Origin of the sequence: Methylotenera sp. N17, from assembly GCF_000799155.1 — a bacterium.
Classification (GTDB): domain Bacteria; phylum Pseudomonadota; class Gammaproteobacteria; order Burkholderiales; family Methylophilaceae; genus Methylophilus.
Window position 1 is genome coordinate 1,982,429 of sequence record NZ_JUGE01000001.1, and the last position, 16,690, is coordinate 1,999,118.

18 protein-coding genes are annotated in these 16,690 nt (G+C 46.9%); 3 read left to right on the forward strand and 15 right to left on the reverse strand.

From position 1 onward, the window contains the following. Position 1: 1 nt before the first annotated feature. Genes folK through FG11_RS09380 form a run of 3 tightly spaced genes read right to left on the reverse strand, consistent with a single transcriptional unit; the run spans position 2 to position 2,423 of the window. Positions 2-493: a 2-amino-4-hydroxy-6-hydroxymethyldihydropteridine diphosphokinase gene (gene folK, locus FG11_RS09370; protein WP_047534587.1), complete on the reverse strand. Its 492-nt coding sequence runs from the start codon at positions 491-493 to the stop codon at positions 2-4. Between the two features lie 2 nt (positions 494-495). Beyond that, positions 496-1,875 carry a polynucleotide adenylyltransferase PcnB gene (pcnB, locus tag FG11_RS09375; protein ID WP_047534588.1) on the reverse strand — a complete coding sequence of 460 codons (1,380 nt, stop codon included), beginning with the start codon at positions 1,873-1,875 and terminating at the stop codon, positions 496-498. Continuing rightward, complete coding sequence (locus FG11_RS09380) at positions 1,872-2,423, reverse strand: cob(I)yrinic acid a,c-diamide adenosyltransferase (RefSeq protein ID WP_020182824.1); 552 nt, start codon at positions 2,421-2,423, stop codon at positions 1,872-1,874. The genes pcnB and FG11_RS09380 overlap by 4 nt, the downstream gene beginning before the upstream one ends. Positions 2,424-2,533: 110 nt before the next feature. On the opposite strand from FG11_RS09380, the gene murI reads away from it, so the two are divergent. After that, positions 2,534-3,340, forward strand: a complete 807-nt coding sequence (gene murI, locus FG11_RS09385; RefSeq protein WP_088177904.1) for a glutamate racemase — start codon at positions 2,534-2,536, stop codon at positions 3,338-3,340. Here murI and FG11_RS09390 read toward each other — a convergent pair. Genes FG11_RS09390 through FG11_RS09405 form a run of 4 tightly spaced genes read right to left on the reverse strand, consistent with a single transcriptional unit; the run spans position 3,302 to position 7,253 of the window. Continuing rightward, complete coding sequence (locus tag FG11_RS09390) at positions 3,302-4,579, reverse strand: leucine-rich repeat-containing protein kinase family protein (RefSeq protein ID WP_047534593.1); 1,278 nt, start codon at positions 4,577-4,579, stop codon at positions 3,302-3,304. The two genes, murI and FG11_RS09390, sit on opposite strands and share 39 nt — an antisense overlap. 14 nt (positions 4,580-4,593) lie before the next feature. Further along, positions 4,594-4,797, reverse strand: coding sequence for a zinc-finger domain-containing protein (locus tag FG11_RS09395; RefSeq protein WP_047534594.1), 204 nt, complete (start codon positions 4,795-4,797; stop codon positions 4,594-4,596). Between the two features lie 45 nt (positions 4,798-4,842). After that, positions 4,843-6,306, reverse strand: coding sequence for a glycosyltransferase family 87 protein (locus FG11_RS09400; RefSeq protein ID WP_047534600.1), 1,464 nt, complete (start codon positions 6,304-6,306; stop codon positions 4,843-4,845). A gap of 32 nt (positions 6,307-6,338) precedes the next feature. Beyond that, on the reverse strand, positions 6,339-7,253 hold the full coding sequence (locus tag FG11_RS09405) for a branched-chain amino acid transaminase (protein ID WP_047534603.1): 915 nt from the start codon (positions 7,251-7,253) through the stop codon (positions 6,339-6,341). A 163-nt stretch (positions 7,254-7,416) separates the two neighbouring features. On the opposite strand from FG11_RS09405, the gene FG11_RS09410 reads away from it, so the two are divergent. Next, entirely contained in the window at positions 7,417-7,992 is a 576-nt protein-coding gene (locus FG11_RS09410; protein ID WP_020182830.1) for an SCO family protein, read from the forward strand. 7 nt (positions 7,993-7,999) lie between these two features. On the opposite strand, the gene FG11_RS09415 is transcribed toward FG11_RS09410, so the two are convergent. From FG11_RS09415 to lnt, 6 genes are all read right to left on the reverse strand, one after another. Continuing rightward, positions 8,000-8,710, reverse strand: coding sequence for a M48 family metallopeptidase (locus FG11_RS09415; protein WP_020182831.1), 711 nt, complete (start codon positions 8,708-8,710; stop codon positions 8,000-8,002). Further along, complete coding sequence (locus FG11_RS09420; protein WP_081739956.1) at positions 8,707-9,411, reverse strand: lysophospholipid acyltransferase family protein; 705 nt, start codon at positions 9,409-9,411, stop codon at positions 8,707-8,709. Before FG11_RS09420 ends, FG11_RS09415 begins: the two co-directional genes overlap by 4 nt. Then, positions 9,412-9,948: a D-glycero-beta-D-manno-heptose 1,7-bisphosphate 7-phosphatase gene (gene gmhB / locus FG11_RS09425; protein WP_025224885.1), complete on the reverse strand. Its 537-nt coding sequence runs from the start codon at positions 9,946-9,948 to the stop codon at positions 9,412-9,414. Between the two features lie 17 nt (positions 9,949-9,965). Continuing rightward, the gene (gene glyS, locus FG11_RS09430; protein WP_047534606.1) at positions 9,966-12,092 is read right to left on the reverse strand and encodes a glycine--tRNA ligase subunit beta; all 2,127 of its coding nucleotides are present in this window, start codon (positions 12,090-12,092) and stop codon (positions 9,966-9,968) included. Further along, a complete protein-coding gene (gene glyQ / locus FG11_RS09435; protein ID WP_047534609.1) occupies positions 12,089-13,018 on the reverse strand; it encodes a glycine--tRNA ligase subunit alpha in 930 nt (309 codons plus the stop codon). The genes glyS and glyQ overlap by 4 nt, the downstream gene beginning before the upstream one ends. A gap of 142 nt (positions 13,019-13,160) precedes the next feature. After that, positions 13,161-14,645: an apolipoprotein N-acyltransferase gene (gene lnt, locus FG11_RS09440; RefSeq protein ID WP_047534612.1), complete on the reverse strand. Its 1,485-nt coding sequence runs from the start codon at positions 14,643-14,645 to the stop codon at positions 13,161-13,163. Between the two features lie 185 nt (positions 14,646-14,830). On the opposite strand from lnt, the gene mscL reads away from it, so the two are divergent. After that, positions 14,831-15,244: a large conductance mechanosensitive channel protein MscL gene (mscL, locus tag FG11_RS09445; protein ID WP_025224888.1), complete on the forward strand. Its 414-nt coding sequence runs from the start codon at positions 14,831-14,833 to the stop codon at positions 15,242-15,244. Positions 15,245-15,338: 94 nt separating this feature from the next. Here the strand turns inward: mscL and FG11_RS09450 are convergent, their stop codons facing one another. Continuing rightward, on the reverse strand, positions 15,339-15,740 hold the full coding sequence (locus FG11_RS09450; protein ID WP_047534615.1) for a hypothetical protein: 402 nt from the start codon (positions 15,738-15,740) through the stop codon (positions 15,339-15,341). Positions 15,741-15,823: 83 nt separating this feature from the next. Then, complete coding sequence (locus FG11_RS09455; protein WP_020182840.1) at positions 15,824-16,684, reverse strand: HlyC/CorC family transporter; 861 nt, start codon at positions 16,682-16,684, stop codon at positions 15,824-15,826. Between the last annotated feature and the right edge of the window lie 6 nt (positions 16,685-16,690).

Genomic DNA, 16,690 nt, shown 5'->3' on the forward strand with positions numbered 1-16,690 from the left:
ACTAAGCAGAAAGCCCTGATAAAGATTGAATGTCTGATTGCTGGTATTGTGTTGCCAATTCTACAACACTCTTTCCATTGGGTAAGGTTAAATCCGGTGCAATTTCAGCCAATGGTAATAGTACAAAGCTACGCTCGTGCATTCTGGGGTGTGGCAAAATCAGCTCGGGCGTATGCATCGCTATTTGGTCATACAATAACAAATCTAAATCCAGCACGCGTGGCGCATTGGGAAATGGACGCTCGCGTCCAAAAGTGGCTTCCACAGCAAGCAATTGACGCAGTAATACCGTAGGCTCTAGCAAGGTATCTATCTTAGCCACGGCATTGATGAAGTCCGGCTGATTGTCATACCCAACGGGTGCCGTTTTGTATAGGCTAGAGCGCAGTAGCAAACGCGTTGCTGGTAACTGTGCCAGTGCGTCAAATGCGCGGCTCACTTGCTTGACCGGGTCTTGCAGGTTGCTACCCAGTGCAATATATGCGATTGCCATGATTAATCGTGCGTAGGCTGTTGTGCGGCTGGCGAGCCAACTGTTTTCTTTTTAGGCCGTCTACGGCGTTTTTTAGGGCCGGTGTCCGGCAGCAACATCGCCGTACGGGTTTCAGTGCTAGCATCGGCAAATGTCGTCCACCACGCACCGATCTCTTCTGGTAACTCACCAGACTCGCACCTTAATAAGAGAAAATCATAAGCAGCACGGTAGCGCGGATGCGTCAGTAACGCATAGGGACGTTTACCAAAGCGCTGCTCAAAACGCGGCTGCATGCTCCAGATTTCTTTCATGGTTGCAGTAAAGCGATTATGGATTGCCATTTTCTCCGCTTGGAGATCAATGACTTCGCTCATCGCCAAATGCAAGGCCGGAATTGGCGGCTGCCCTTGTTGCTGATACACCTGCCAAGACGCTAGCACCTCATGCCACAACAAGGTCGCAAATAAAAAACTGGGGTTAGACGATTTTCCGATCAGAATACGGTCATCGGTATTTTTTAGTGCCAGCATCACAAAGCGCTCGCCCATCGGTTGCTCAAGTACCACATCTAACAGTGGCAGCAAGCCATGATGCAATTGCTGGACACGCAAGGCATTGATGCTCTCAATGGCGTGACCGGACAAGAATAGTTTAAGCATTTCATCAAACAGCCGGCTCGGCGGCACATCTTGTAGCAGGTCGGCCATTTTACGGATAGGTGCTTCAGTCTTTGCCTCGATTTTCAAACCCAATTTGGCAGACAAGCGCACCGCACGCAACATGCGTACCGGGTCTTCCTGATAGCGCGTGACCGGATCACCAATCATACGTAGCTGCTTGGCTTTCAAATCGGCAACGCCATTATGAAAATCCAAGACTTCGCGCCGCGCCGTGTCGTAATACAAAGCATTCGCTGTAAAATCACGACGTACAGCGTCTTCTTCAATTGTCCCGAAAATATTATCGCGAATAATCCGTCCGGAGTCCGAGGTTTGTGCATCTCCTTCGCTCAAGTGATGGCCGCGAAAAGTAGACACCTCAATAGTTTCATTTCCCCACATGACATGCACCAAGCGAAAACGCTTACCAATGATGCGCGAGCGCCTAAAAACCTTATACACCTCTTCGGGTGTAGCATTGGTCGCCACATCAAAGTCTTTGGGGGTGAAGTGCATCAGTAAATCACGTACCGCACCACCGACAATGTAGGCTTGAAAACCCGCTTTTTGCAGCCCTTCACATGTTTTGAGCGCGGCTGGACTAATCAGCGACTGATTGATTTTATGCGACTTCTCTGAGATGACATTCGCTGAGGTCACCGACCCTGGATCGGCCTGATTGATGACGATGGCCGCTTTCTCACGCTTGGAAAATACTTTTTGTAGGAATTTTTTAATCATTGATGGGTTGGGTTATTCCATAAAACATCAGGCACGCCGGCTTCCTGATTCAATTGACGACACAGGACAAACAGTAAATCGGATAATCGATTGATGTACTGTAGTGATACCGTTGTGAGCGTATCTTGCGCATTCAGCGTATGCATCGTGCGCTCAGCGCGACGGCATACCGTTCTAGCCAAATGGCAATAAGCCGCAGCACGGCTACCGCCCGGCAAAATAAATTCTTTCAATGGCGACAATGATTCATTCCAGTCATCCAAGGTATGTTCCAATGCCGTGACGCGCTCGGCCTTGACCATTGTATAGCCAGGCATGCACAACTCTCCGCCTAGGTTAAACAAATCATGCTGAATCTGCGTCAATGCTGTTTTAACTTGTAAAGACACAGGTTCGGTCAGCATCAGGCCAATCACGGCATTGAGCTCATCGACATCGCCCATGGCTTGCACACGCAAATGGTCTTTTGCAACGCGCGTGCCATCGCCCAAACCTGTGGTACCTGCATCGCCGGTACGGGTGTAAATTTTGCTTAAACGATTTCCCATAAACCTGTTTGCACAATTGGTAAGCATACAATTGCTACCAATGCCCGCATGGATATGCGCCCTTTAATTCATCTATAATGCCAGTATTATAAAGGATGAACTCCTTCTTCATGTCTAAAAATAATACGATGTCTCAAAATCCGATTGGGGTGATGGATTCTGGCGTAGGCGGCATTTCCGTGCTCAAGCATATACATGCGCAACTCCCGCATGAAGCGCTGACCTATTTTGCGGACAGCCGCTATGCACCCTATGGCAACAGAAGCCCGCAAGAGATTCAGCAGCGTTGTTTTGCCATTGCAGATTTCCTCATCGCGCTACAAGTCAAAGCCATTGTAGTGGCATGTAACACAGCAACGGCCGCGGCCATCACTGAAATGCGCGCGCGTTACACTTTACCGATTATCGGCATGGAGCCTGCTGTCAAACCTGCCGCAGCGGCCAGTCAAAATGGCATTGTGGGTGTACTGGCCACAGTGGGCACCCTCAAAAGCGCACAATTTGCGGCCTTATTGGAAAGTTATGGTCGTAACGTTAAAGTCGTCACGCAAGGCTGTGTAGGCTTAGTGGAGTGTATTGAACGTGGAGAGCTGGATGCCGCACATACACGCGATTTAATCCGACAATACACTGCACCGCTCTTGGCGGAAGGCGCCGATACTATTGTCCTTGGCTGCACTCATTACCCATTTGTACGCACTGTGATTGAAGATATCGTCGGCAAACACGTCACACTCATTGATACTGGTGCAGCCGTGGCAAAACAGCTACACCACAAACTAACCGAGCAACAACTGCTTACAGACAGTAGCGACACGCCACACATTACGTTTTATACCAATAGCCAACAACCTGAGGCCGCTGCTGTCATTGAAACGCTATGGGGACAAGCCGCCCAAGTCCAATTGCTGCTTTAAGTGCTGGGCTGTTACCCCTGCGCGTTCAGCTAGCTCCTCTATCAATATGTCGAATGCGCGGATATCTAACTGCCGCAATTGATGTGCTAATACAGGCTGGTCTATTGGCAAAAACGATGCCCCACCCAGATCACTCAACACTACCCGCTGCGCACTCCACAAAATATTATGTGCATAGACATCACCGTGCATCAATCCGCACTGGTGCAAATGACAAAGTGCATCTGCCACGCCCTGCAAAATATGTAATGCTTGCGCCGGTGTTAACTGGCCACCTTGCGGATAGACATCTCGCGTACAGCTATCAAAGCTAGGCGGATCGGCCAGTATGTGCAAATCAGGCTCCAGCAAAGGCATGACCAAACCAGAAGTTCCTTGCGGATGCTGATCTACCATGCCCTTCAAGCCAACCAAGTTTGGGTGCTCTCCTGCCAGCATATTGGCGTGCATTTCACACCTTGGTAGACCATCGCTAGTCACGCCGCCTTTGAATAATTTGACAGCCACGCACTGTGTAGATTGCGCAGTATCTTGCCATTGCGATTGATAAGTAACGCCAGAAGCGCCTTGGCCAAGCACCGGTCCTAATTGCAGCGATGCCCAATCAATAGCACGTATTGGGCGCTGCGCCATGTGTGTACGTTCGGAGATATCCGCACAGGGATTGCCTGCATACGCCAGCCATGTGAGCTTGGGCAAATTAAACAGCCAATCGGATAAGGCTTCGAATCGATTGGCAGATAGCCTCAACAACTCTAAGGCATGACATTGCCGCATTGATTCCGGTAACACGCTGAGTTGATTGCCTGCCAACATCAGCTTTTGCAGCTTGCCACACTTGCCTAAAGTATCAGGCAAATGTTTCAGACGGTTATCCGTGACGATAAACCAGCGCAAATGCTGAGTAGGAATGGCTGATGCCGGAATATGCTCGATTTGATTGGCTTTAAAGCCAATCATGCTTAGCTTGGCACACTGCCCCAACACCTCTGGCACATGTGTAAACTGGTTGGATGAGCAAAATAAAATGCGCAACTGCTTAAATCGCGTTAAATCATTGGGTAAATCCGTGAGGGCGTTGCCCGTTAAATCGAGTATTTCCAGTGAGTCGGTGAGCGAATACAGCGCTTGCGGAAAGCTGGTCAATCCAGCACTGATTTTGATGTGCTTAGCGCCCTCCAACTTACCCGCATTAAGCAGTGCAAGTGTGTCAAAGGACGAAGCTGTAGAATCTAGCAATGCAGTGTATCGGCTTAATGATGTGAAGCCACTTCGCCTTCTTTGAGCTTGTAATTCGTTCCACAGTAAGGGCAAGCGACATGGCCTGTTTTGGCTACATCTAAAAACACGCGCGGGTGCGATGCCCACAACGCCACTTCTTTGGTCGGGCAATGCAAAGGCAAATCTTTGGCCAAGATTTCAATCTCATTGTTTTCGAACTCTTTTACATCTGACATGGCGTCACTTTCTTAACGGTTTATTCTGTAATGATAACTTGAAAATTAACGCCCTGCATTGGCAATGCGGTGCTTATGTTGTTTCTGCGATAGCTTATATAACAGCCACAACAACATGATGACGCCAATATATAAAGTGGATTGTAAAACGTTCCAATACGTATCTGCCAATGACGATGCGAAGTAGCCAAAATTCTGGCTAATCAATAAGTACATGACCCACATATAAGGCACGGTCCATTGACCAAGTGGCCGGTAGACCACAGACAAAGGTAAGATAATGGCTAGCAATAGAATTGCAATGCCATAGTGATGCTCCCAAGCAATAGGAGAGGCGATCGTCAGGCTCAACATCATAATCGACAGGTCAGTTGCATTGGGTTGACGCAGAAATTTCCAGAATAGCGCAACCGCCAACAGCAGCGCAGAGGTCAGCAAAGTGGTCAGATACACCCATGGGTGATAAGGTGGAAATGTATTGGAAAGCCACTCTAGATTATTCCCATTCAACAATAGCCGATGCATGATGCCATTGATGGATTGATTGGGATAAAAACTCTCGCCGTGTTGACTCAGAAAAGACAATACGGAGAAATAGTCTGTCCAGTTTTCAACGCCATATAGCGACACAGACACTAAAAAGATGATGGCTGACGAAATAGAAAACGTAATAAGAAAATGCCACTGCCTTCTGATGAAGGCCCATGGAATCAAAATAATCCATTGCGGCTTAAAGCTACAGCAAATGCTCAATAAAACACCTGCCGCCCCCAAACGCTTAGTCTGCCACGCCAATAAAGCCAGCCCAGCCAATAAGGTCATGAATGTTTGAACCTGGCCCAAGAAATAAGACCGTAATATAGGATAAAACATCGCCACAGCAGCAACCCCAGTCAGCAAAGCCAATACGCGCATCCAAACAGGTATTTGCTGTTGCGTCTCGCTAAAGAGTCGCGAAGTGGTGTGCCAAGCAGTGACAACGCTTTTATCAATCAGTTTGTAAAACACAATACCCAATAGCGGTAAACATAACCAACTGATGATGTTGGCGTTGTCAACAATAGCCTCGTACGACAAGCCAAAAAAACGATGCGGTAGATCGAAAATGAGTAACGCACTGGGGGGATATTGAAACTTAGTTTGGTCTTTTAAGATAAGCGCATCATAGATTGACTCACTTGGAAACGCATCCAGATGCGTGAGCGCTTTGACCATCACGCCCCAAGAATCTGCACCTGCAATCGCATGTAGATATGTTGCAAAATAGATGGTGGTTAACTCGTTGCCATAACCAAACATGCGCTGCAAACCAATATTGATGACTACCGCACTTGCTACAAACATCAGCAACAATGCCAACGAGGTGCGCATCACTTCAACAAGACTTGAACTACTGTGGCTGTCTGCATTGAATATCATATGCAATGCAGATTTTGCAGAAAACCGCACTAACACTGCCACACCACACAGCACTAAGGCTAGTAACAATAACTGAACTTTAATATCCATTATTTTTTGTTGAGTGATGTGACACTAGAATGTTAAACCAAAGTGAGCCATCCCATGTGTTTCTCGGATTTACCTTTCACCACATCAAAGTACAGGCTTTGCAGTTTTTCTGTGATAGGGCCACGGGCGCCTTCGCCAATCGCACGATTGTCTAGCTCGCGAATCGGCGTCACTTCTGCAGCAGTACCTGTAAAAAACGCTTCATCTGCACTGTACACTTCATCACGCGTAATACGTTTCTCAATCACTTCCAGCCCTAATTCTTTAGCCAGTTGCACAATCGTGTCGCGTGTAATGCCTTCTAACGCACTGGTTAAATCCGGCGTAATCAGTTTACCGTTACGTACGATAAAGATATTTTCGCCAGAGCCCTCTGCAACAAAGCCGTCTACATCCAGCAACAACGCTTCTTGGTAGCCATCTTGCGCTGCCTCTTGGTGCGCCAAAATACTGTTCATGTAGTTACCATTGGCTTTGGCTTTACACATGGTGATATTCACGTGATGACGTGAAAAAGAAGAAGTCTTCACGCGAATGCCTTTGGTAATCGCCTCTTCACCCATATAAGCGCCCCAACTCCATGCCGCGACAATCACGTGCGTAGATAACGTTTTAGCAGAGATACCCATCGCCTCAGCGCCATAGAACGCCATTGGGCGCATGTAGGCAGATTCGAGCTTGTTATCCCGTACCGCCGCTTTTTGCGCTTCGATCAGCGTTGCTTTATCAAACGGCATTTTCATGCCTAAGATATGCGCACTGCGGAACAAGCGATCCGTATGCTCTTTTAAGCGAAAAATCGCAGGCCCTTTATCGGTTTTGTAGGCACGCACCCCCTCAAACACGCCCATGCCGTAATGCAATGTGTGCGTTAATACGTGAGTCGTTGCATCACGCCAGTTGACCATTTTGCCGTCATACCAAATTACGCCATCACGGTCTGCCATTGAGGTTGGTATTGCCATTTCGCTTGCCTTATCTTGTGAAAATTACAAAAGCAATATTGTAAACCAAAGCAGCGAATTTATTGCTTATGTTAGAATCAAAATCCTAGAATAAAGTCAAATCTTATTCGTAAGTGAGTGTAATTGTTACCAAAGGATACTTTTCATGCGTAAGTGGTTATTTTTAAGCCTATTTTTAATGCTGACTGCCTGTAATGCAGCCCCTAAAGCCGCCCATTTTATCGGCACCGATATTACAGGTGCAGAATTTGGTAAACCGCTCACATTAACAGATCATACCGGCAAGCTTCGCGCGATGTCCGACTTCAAAGGCAAAGTGGTCATCATGTTCTTTGGTTATACGCACTGCCCGGATGTTTGCCCAACCACCATGAGTGATCTCCGCCAGACCATGAAGTTACTAGGTAAAGACGCGGATCAAGTACAAGTGCTATTCATTACCGTTGATCCGGAACGTGACACGCAAGAAGTACTGGCACAGTTTGTACCCTCGTTTGACAAGCGTTTTATCGGCTTGCGCGGCTCCCTGCAAGAAGTGTCCGAGAACATGGGCAGTTATAAAATCTTTGCTTCTAAGGTCGTCAGCAGCACCTCAAGCAACTACACGATTGACCACAGTGCTGGCTTATATGTGTTTGATAAAAAAGGCACAGCGCGCATCTACATGAGCTATGGGCAAAAGCCTGCCGATATTGCACATGATGTGAAACAATTGTTTTAACGAAATATTAAAGACGGTGTAGCTGCGGTGAAAAGCGCTTGAGCGCTTGTTCAACGATTGCATGTTCCGGAAACAGCTGCGTTAACACTGCGTAAAACTTGGCAGAATGATTCATCTCTTTCAAGTGCGCCAATTCGTGACAAACGACATGATTAATGATTTGCGGCGGTGCCTGTATTAGGCGCCAATTCAAACGAATTTGACCACGGCTATTGCAACTCCCCCAACGTGATTGGGCACTGGATAGCGCAATCGGCGGCGTGGGTACCCCCAACTTAGCAGAAAAAATTTCCACCCTGCGCGCAAAGTCCTCATAGGCCTGCTGCTGATACCAGCGAATAATGCGTTTGGCGATGGCCTCTGTATTGCCAATGTCTTTGACCGTCAGCACCAGACGTTGCCCATCCAAACGGAGTATTGGCTTTGCACTGGTTTCCAGTAGCTGTAATTCAATGTCCTGCCCCAACAATAATAAGTGCTCACCATGCTGCCACTGCACTTTGTCTACTGCATTGACTTCGCGCAAGGCCAGTTTATTACTAATCCAAGCAGACTTCTCTAACAGGATTTGATTTAACTGATGGGTCACCAAACGCTTGGGGGCGTGCACCACCAAACCTTGTTGCGTGATTTTCAAACCGACGGTACGCCGCGTACGATACTCGAGCAAATAGGCAATATGCTGACCGTTCGCAAGTGTGATGGTTTGCTCTATCAAAGCGATTGCATCTCCGCCTCAATCCAAGCTTCCACGCGCTGATTCACTTCATCTGGCTTCATGCCAGCCGTTTCAATCGGCGGCCCAATCACCACTTGAATCGTGCCTGGATATTTGATAAATGAATTTTTGCGCCAATAGCGGCCAGCATTGTGTGCCACGGGCACTACTGTACTTTGCGTATGCGCAGCCAACCATGCGCCACCAACATGATACTTGGCGCGTTGGCCAGGCGCTGTGCGCGTCCCTTCCGGGAAAATCACTACCCACAAGCCTCTAGCCAAACGGTCTTTGCCATTGGCCACCAACTTTTTGAGCGCTTCGCGTCCGGCACTGCGGTCAATTGGAATTGCCGCCAGCGCCATAAAGGCCCAGCCTAAAAATGGAATCATCAATAGCTCACGCTTCATGACCCAAATCTGCGGTGGGAAAATGGTTTGCAAAGCAATCGTTTCCCAAGCAGATTGGTGTTTGCAGAGAACAATAGAAGGATGATCCGGAATATGCTCACGCCCTTGTACAGACACGCTCAAATTACAGGTGAGCTTAAGCCAATATACGGTGCAATAAGCCCAGCCGCTGGCAATGCGTGAACGTGTGACGTTATTCAGCGGGACAAGTAAAATAGCAATAACAGAGAAAATGGGCGTGATGACAAGCAAGCCCAAATAGAACAGCAGTGATCGAAGCCTAAGTATCATTTAGTCAGCAATAATATGTTGTACGGCCTCTGCCAGGTCCGCTACCACAAGGGTATCCGATGGCAAGTTTCCTTGAGCAAAAGTATCTTCACCTTTGCCAGTGCGTACTAAAATAGATTTGCAGCCCGCATGGCTAAACGCCTGTAAATCTCGTAGCGCATCCCCCACCCCATATACCTGATTTAGCTCAATAGAAAAACGCCTGCCGATTTCTTCCATCATGCCGGTTTTAGGTTTGCGACAATCGCACTGATCATCTGCCGCATGCGGGCAATAAAATAAAGCATCAATGCGTCCACCCATCTGTGCCAACGCGCGATGCATCTTATCGTGAATTGCATTCAGCGTGGCCATATCAAACAAGCCGCGCGCAATGCCCGATTGATTGGTTGCCACCACCACGCGATACCCTGCCTGATTCAGCGTCACAATCGCCTCTAAGCTGCCGGGGATAGGCACCCATTCGTTTGGACTTTTGATGAACGTGGCGCTATCTCGATTGATGACGCCATCCCTATCTAATATGACCAGTTTCAACAGTATGCTCGCAGAGTTTAGCTTGCTAATTTGGATAAATCAGCCACACGGTTCATGGCTTGATGTAATTGGTTGAGTAACGCCAAACGGTTATTCCTTAAATCCACATTGTCCGCATTGACCATGACATTGTCAAAAAATGCATCTACAGGTGCTTTGAGTACAGCCAGTGCTTGAAGGGATGCTGTGTAATCGCCAGATTCAAATAGCTGATCGGCTTTCGGCTTTACTGTAGTTAACGCATCTGCAAGTGCTTTTTCTGCAGGTTCTTGCAGTAAGTTAGCATTCACTTCGGTCGTTAACTCACCTTCTACTTTTTTCAGAATATTGCCTACACGCTTATTGGCAGCGGCGAGCGCAGGGGCTTCAACCAAACTAGCAAAACTACGCACCGCAGCAAGACGGGCGGGCACTTCACTAAGGAGCTCTGGTGTCAGTGACAATACCGCGTCTACTTCTTGTGCACTTGCGCCTTGGTCACGCAGGTTTACACTTAAACGATCATAACAAAACTCTTTCACTGCAGCGCGCGCACTTGGGTCAGGAACAAACTGAGAGAATGCGATTTCCATCACAGCATTTAACGATAATGGCAATGCCGCATCTATTAACATACGAATAATACCTAATGCTTGGCGACGCAACGCAAATGGATCTTTATCACCCGTTGGCTTTTCACCTATGCTAAATAAGCCCACAAGCGTTTCAAGCTTATCGGCTAGCGCCACAATCACACCCACTTGATGACGCGGCAAATCATCACCAGCAAAGCGTGGCTTATAGTGATCTTCAATCGCAAACGCAACATCATCATCCAAGCCTTCATGTTGCGCGTAATAGCGCCCCATAATGCCTTGCAACTCTGGAAATTCGCCCACCATATCTGTGAGCAAATCCACTTTAGATAAACGCGCTGCCTGTATCGCTTTGGCCGTTAAACTTGGGTTGATTTGTTCAGCAATCGCTTTAGCAATGGCTACTACACGGGCATTGCGTTCGCCTTGGCTACCAAGTTTGTTGTGATATACCACTTTGGCCAGGCCATCGATACGACTTTCCAGCGTCTTTTTACGGTCTTGATCAAAAAAGAATTTAGCATCGGCCAAACGTGGGCGCACCACACGCTCATTCCCACCAATCACTTTGGATGGGTCTGCCGGTTTGATGTTAGAGACAATCAAAAATTTGTGCGTGAGTTTGCCGTTCGCATCTAGCAAGGGGAAGTATTTCTGATTGGCCTTCATGGTCAAAATCAGGCACTCTTGTGGCACTTCCAAAAACTCTTGCTCAAATTGGCCAAGCAACACATTTGGCAGTTCCACCAGCGCTGTCACTTCATCCAGCAATGCATCGTCGTCAATCGGCGTTAGATTTTCTTTTGCTGCGGCGGCAGTGAGTTGACGTACGATTTCCGCTTTACGCGCTGCGAAACTTGCAATCACAGCACCTTCATCGGCAAGTTGCTGCGCATAGCTATCCGCCGACTGAATGGTAATGGTCGCATTTTTTGCTTCAAAACGATGACCCTGCGTGCTGTTACCAGCCGACAATCCAAGTACCGTTGTAGGCACAACCTGGGTTCCATGCAAAGCGACTAAGCCATGCGCAGGGCGCACAAAATTGACACTTTCCCAGCCATCATTGATTTGATAAGTCATGACTTTAGGAATTGGCAGTTTTACTAAGGCTTCATCTAGCGCATATTGCAAGCATATAGACAAAGGCTTACCTTGCGCTATATCAGTATGGAATAAAACATCCGTTTTGCCATCATGCTCTTTTGCAACTCTTGCCTTTACAATATCCTTAAAATCAGCCTCTTCGTTATATCCGCAAGTAGAGATTAATTTTTTAATGAGGGCTGGGGTTGGATTACCATTTGCGTCCAATCCGATTGCCGCAGGCATCAGCTTAGCTGTGATTTTTTTGGGTGGCGAAATATCATTCACTTTTGAGACTAATACAGCAAGCCGTCTTGGCGTTGCAAAAGTCTCAAATATTGACTCATCACTGACTAACTCGTCTGAATTTAAACTCTCAAAAATACTAGCTGCAAAAGACTCGCCCAGTTTTTTGAGCGCCTTTGGCGGCAATTCTTCTACAAATAACTCTACTAATAAATTTTTTGCTAGGTTGCTACTCATGCTGCGGCTTTCTTATTTTGTTCTATTTGTGCTAACACTTCGTCAGCCCACGCTTTGGGCGCCATGGGGAAACCCAAACGTGCACGGCTATCTAAATAACTGGCCGCCACACTACGCGCTAAGTTACGAATACGCCCAATATACGCAGCGCGTTCTGTCACAGAAATCGCACCACGTGCATCTAGCAAATTAAAGGTATGGGCGGCTTTAAGCACTTGCTCATACGCTGGCAATGCAAGCTTTTCTTCCATCAAATGCTTGGCTTGTTTTTCGTGCGCATTAAATGCGATCAACAGAAAATCGACATCGCTATGCTCAAAGTTATAAGCAGATTGCTCTTTTTCATTTTGTAAGAACACATCACCATATTTCACGCCGGGTGAGTAAGTGAGGTCGTATACATTTTCCACGCCTTGCAAATACATGGCGAGACGCTCTAAGCCATAAGTGATTTCACCGGTAATGGGCTTACAGTTAATGCCGCCGACTTGCTGGAAGTACGTAAACTGCGTGACCTCCATCCCATTGAGCCACACTTCCCAGCCCAAGCCCCAAGCGCCCAGCGTCGGGTTTTCCCAGTCATCCTCTACAAAGCGCACATCGTTTTGTTTTAAGTCAAAGCCCAAGGCTTCTAACGAGCCCAAATACAGCTCCAAAATATTGGCTGGGGCTGGTTTAAGCACCACTTGAAATTGATAGTAATGTTGTAAGCGATTTGGATTTTCGCCATAGCGGCCATCTTTAGGACGACGGCTTGGTTGCACATAGGCCGCTTTCCATGGCTCTGGGCCTAGTGCACGTAGAAATGTAGCAGTGTGGCTTGTGCCAGCGCCTACTTCCATATCGTAGGGTTGCAGCAAGGTACAGCCCTGTTTATCCCAATAGTCTTGTAGCGTTAATATAATTTGCTGAAAAGTCAGTGACATTTGTTCTTATTCCAAAAAATACGTTGTCAGCTTCGGCTTGTCGTACTTTAACCGTACTGCCTGTGCCTTGCCTCCTTGTCTTTTTTCTACAAAAACAAAGTTTAAAGCAGGCGTAAAAATGATGATTGCTAAAACCTCGATTTTACTTGGTTTTACGCCATAAAACAAAAGCAATTACACCAATGCTGAATAGAATAAATGGCCAGTTTCCCCATGCAATATAGGGCGTAGTACCTTGGTAGCCCTGCGCATTTCCTTCCAATATCACCTGTGTATCGTGCGGTGCATGCGCTAGCACTACACCATGCTGGTCAATGATCGCTGTCGCGCCAGTGTTGGTGGCTCTGAGCATCATGCGCCCGGTTTCAATGGCACGCACCTGGCTAAATTGCATATGCTGTTCCGCAGCAAATGATTGCCCATACCATGCATCGTTACTCATGTTGACCAGCAAGGTGGCTGCTGGCAATTGCCGAATAATTTCTTCACCAAATACATCTTCGTAGCAAATATTCACGGCCACATGCTGATTAACCAACTGCATGGGCACTTGATTACCTCCGCGCGATAAATCACTCAACGGAATATTCAACCAATCGCGATAGATCCAGCCGAAGATTGCTTTGAACGGAATAAATTCACCAAACGGCACCAAATGGCTTTTAGAGTACGCCTGCATTGGCGCAGTACCAAAACTAATAGCACTATTAAAGTAACTTTCATTCGTAGCATCGTATTGCACCAAGCCCACCAGCACATCACCCTGATTTTGTTTACCATGCGCGCGCAAGCGCTCTACTGTTGACGCATCCAGTTGCTGCGCAATCACTGGCAAAGCGGTTTCTGGCAATACAATCAGCTGTGCTTTGCTTTGCTCTACCATCTCCAGATATTGGCGAATGGTCTGGCCAGCCACATCGGGCGACCACTTGATGGACTGACTAATATTGCCTTGCAGTAAAGCCACACTTATCGGCTTGCCAATTGGCTTGGTCCATTCCACTGCTTTGAGTAAAAAGCCTGAAACAACAAGCACAACAATACAAGCAATCGCATTACGCTTCCAAATACTGCTCTGCTGCGGTTGCGCAAACCAATAAGCCACTATCGCAGCCATCAATGCAGTCAATGTAGAAGCTGCATACACGCCGAATATAGGCATGAATCCAACCAAAGGGCTATGCGGCACTTGGCTATAGCCCATGGTCAACCAAGGGAATCCTGTGAATATCCAGCTACGTACCCAGTCTGACACGCCCCATAGCACAGGCGCACTCAACCATAGATAGCCGATGCGCTTGCTTACATAGCCGACCATTGCAGGAAACAAGGCCATAAATGCACACAGGCAAAACGTACAAAACCCTGCGAACCACCAAGGCATACCGCCAAATTCATGCAGGCTGATATAAATCCAATAAATGCCAAACCCATACAGACCCAAGCCAAAGCTTAGCCCTAACTTAAAAGCTTGCTTGGGTTGCTCAGATGTTTGCCATAAGTAAAACAGCACACCCAAACCAAGTAGCGGCGCAACAAATAGTCCGTAAGGCGCAAAGCCAAACACAGTGAGCGCGCCAGCAAGCAACGCCCAGATATTTTGTTTAAGACAGGCTGTTTTAAGCATATTGATGATTGAGTAACAAATTAAAACCCTCGGATTGTAACGCCTGCGCGCACACTTCATGTACAAAAGTGGCAGCAAAAATGAATAATCACGAAGTTGATTGACACAAGAATTGCGAGCGGACTATATTAAACGGGTAGTTTAACGGTTACTAATTAATAATTGATACGAGGAGGGTTTACATCGTGAGCATGATGTCAGAGTTTAAGGAGTTTGCATTAAAAGGTAATGTCATGGACTTAGCCGTGGGTGTGATTATCGGCGCAGCCTTTGGTAAGATTGTGGATTCGCTAGTAGGCGACATCATCATGCCCGTAGTCAGCACATTGGTTGGAGGCTTGGATTTTAGCAATATGTACATTCCATTGAATGGCCAAGAAGCTGGTCTGGCCTTAATCGAAGCCAAAAAAGCCGGCGCTGTATTGGCTTACGGTAACTTTATTACAATCGCACTTAACTTTATCATCTTAGCGTTTATCATTTTCCAAATGGTACGCATCATGAATAAGCTGAAAAAAGCAGAACCTGCCGCCGCACCAGCACCAACGCCAGAAGATGTAGTGCTGTTGCGTGAGATTCGCGACTCACTTAAAAAATAAGCCTTGATAGGCAAAGGTTGAATAAAAAAGGCGCTTAAGGCGCCTTTTTTAACATTACTCATCCAAGCTTACATTAGCTTATTTATTCTAGAGCTTACATTTCCGGTTTAACTTCCGGCACTTCATACTTTTGCCCAGCTGGTACTTGTTCGCTACCATCATTGTTTAAAAACACCACCACATTTACTTGATCATCAATAAAATCCAGCTCGGTCGTTTGATAATATTCGCCATCGGCAGCTGTGTTGATGTAATGGTAATGCCAGATAGACGCCACCACTCGGCCAGAATCTTTGAGTTTCACATCTTCCGCTTTTGCCGGTTCACCAAGCAACTCTACAATTTTGGCTTTGTTTAATTTGCCAATGGCATTCACAAACGCCTTCTCTTCTGTCGGCAACTCACCAGCCAGCGGCTCGGTTTTAATTTCGCCCGCATTCACATGCCATGCACTCAATGCAATACTTAATACACCTACAGTTTGCCAAATTTTCATGACACTCTCCTATCAATGACATTATGAGAAGCGAATTTAAAATTAGTTCAACAGTATATTGCGCGCAAGCTAAATTGATGATGCTATGTGTTTTCTATCGGATACGGCTCTTCCGGCAACACTTCCACCAAAATAGAATGTAAGCGCCTACTATCCGCTCTAACCACTGTGACTCTGATATTATCAATATTGATGGCATCTCCACGTTTAGGCAAATGCCCAAATCGATTCACCACCAAACCACCAATAGTAGAGAATTCTTCGTCGCTAAATTGCGTACCTACCGCTTCGTTAAAATCCGTAATTTCCGTCAGCGCTTTTACCCGGTACTGCCCATCCGCATGATGAATGATATTGTCTTCGTCTTCATCGTAATCGTATTCATCTTCAATATCGCCGACAATTTGTTCCAGCACGTCCTCAATGGTGACCATTCCTGCCACACCACCGTACTCGTCGACCACAATCGCAATATGATTACGATTACTACGAAACTCTTTCAACAACACATTCAAGCGCTTAGATTCTGGAATGAATACAGCCGGACGCAACATATCGCGCACATCAAAATCTTCACCCGCGTAATACCTTAGTAAATCTTTAGCAAGGAGTATGCCAATCACATCGTTTTTATTGTCCTCAATTACGGGAAAACGTGAGTGTGCAGTTTCAATCACATGCGGAATAAATGTTTCTGGCGGATGGGTAATATCAATCACATCCATTTGCGAACGCGGGATCATAATGTCACGCACTTGCATCTCGCTGACTTGCAGCACACCCTCAATCATCGCGAGAGAGTCGCTATCCATCAGGTGATTTTCGTAAGCGCTATGCAGTAGCTCTACTAACTGCTCGCGGTCTTCTGGTTCGCGTAGTAAAAAGTGGCTTAAACGTTCTAATAAGCTAGGTTTATGTTGGGGTTTTTCCGACTCACTGGCCATGCTAAA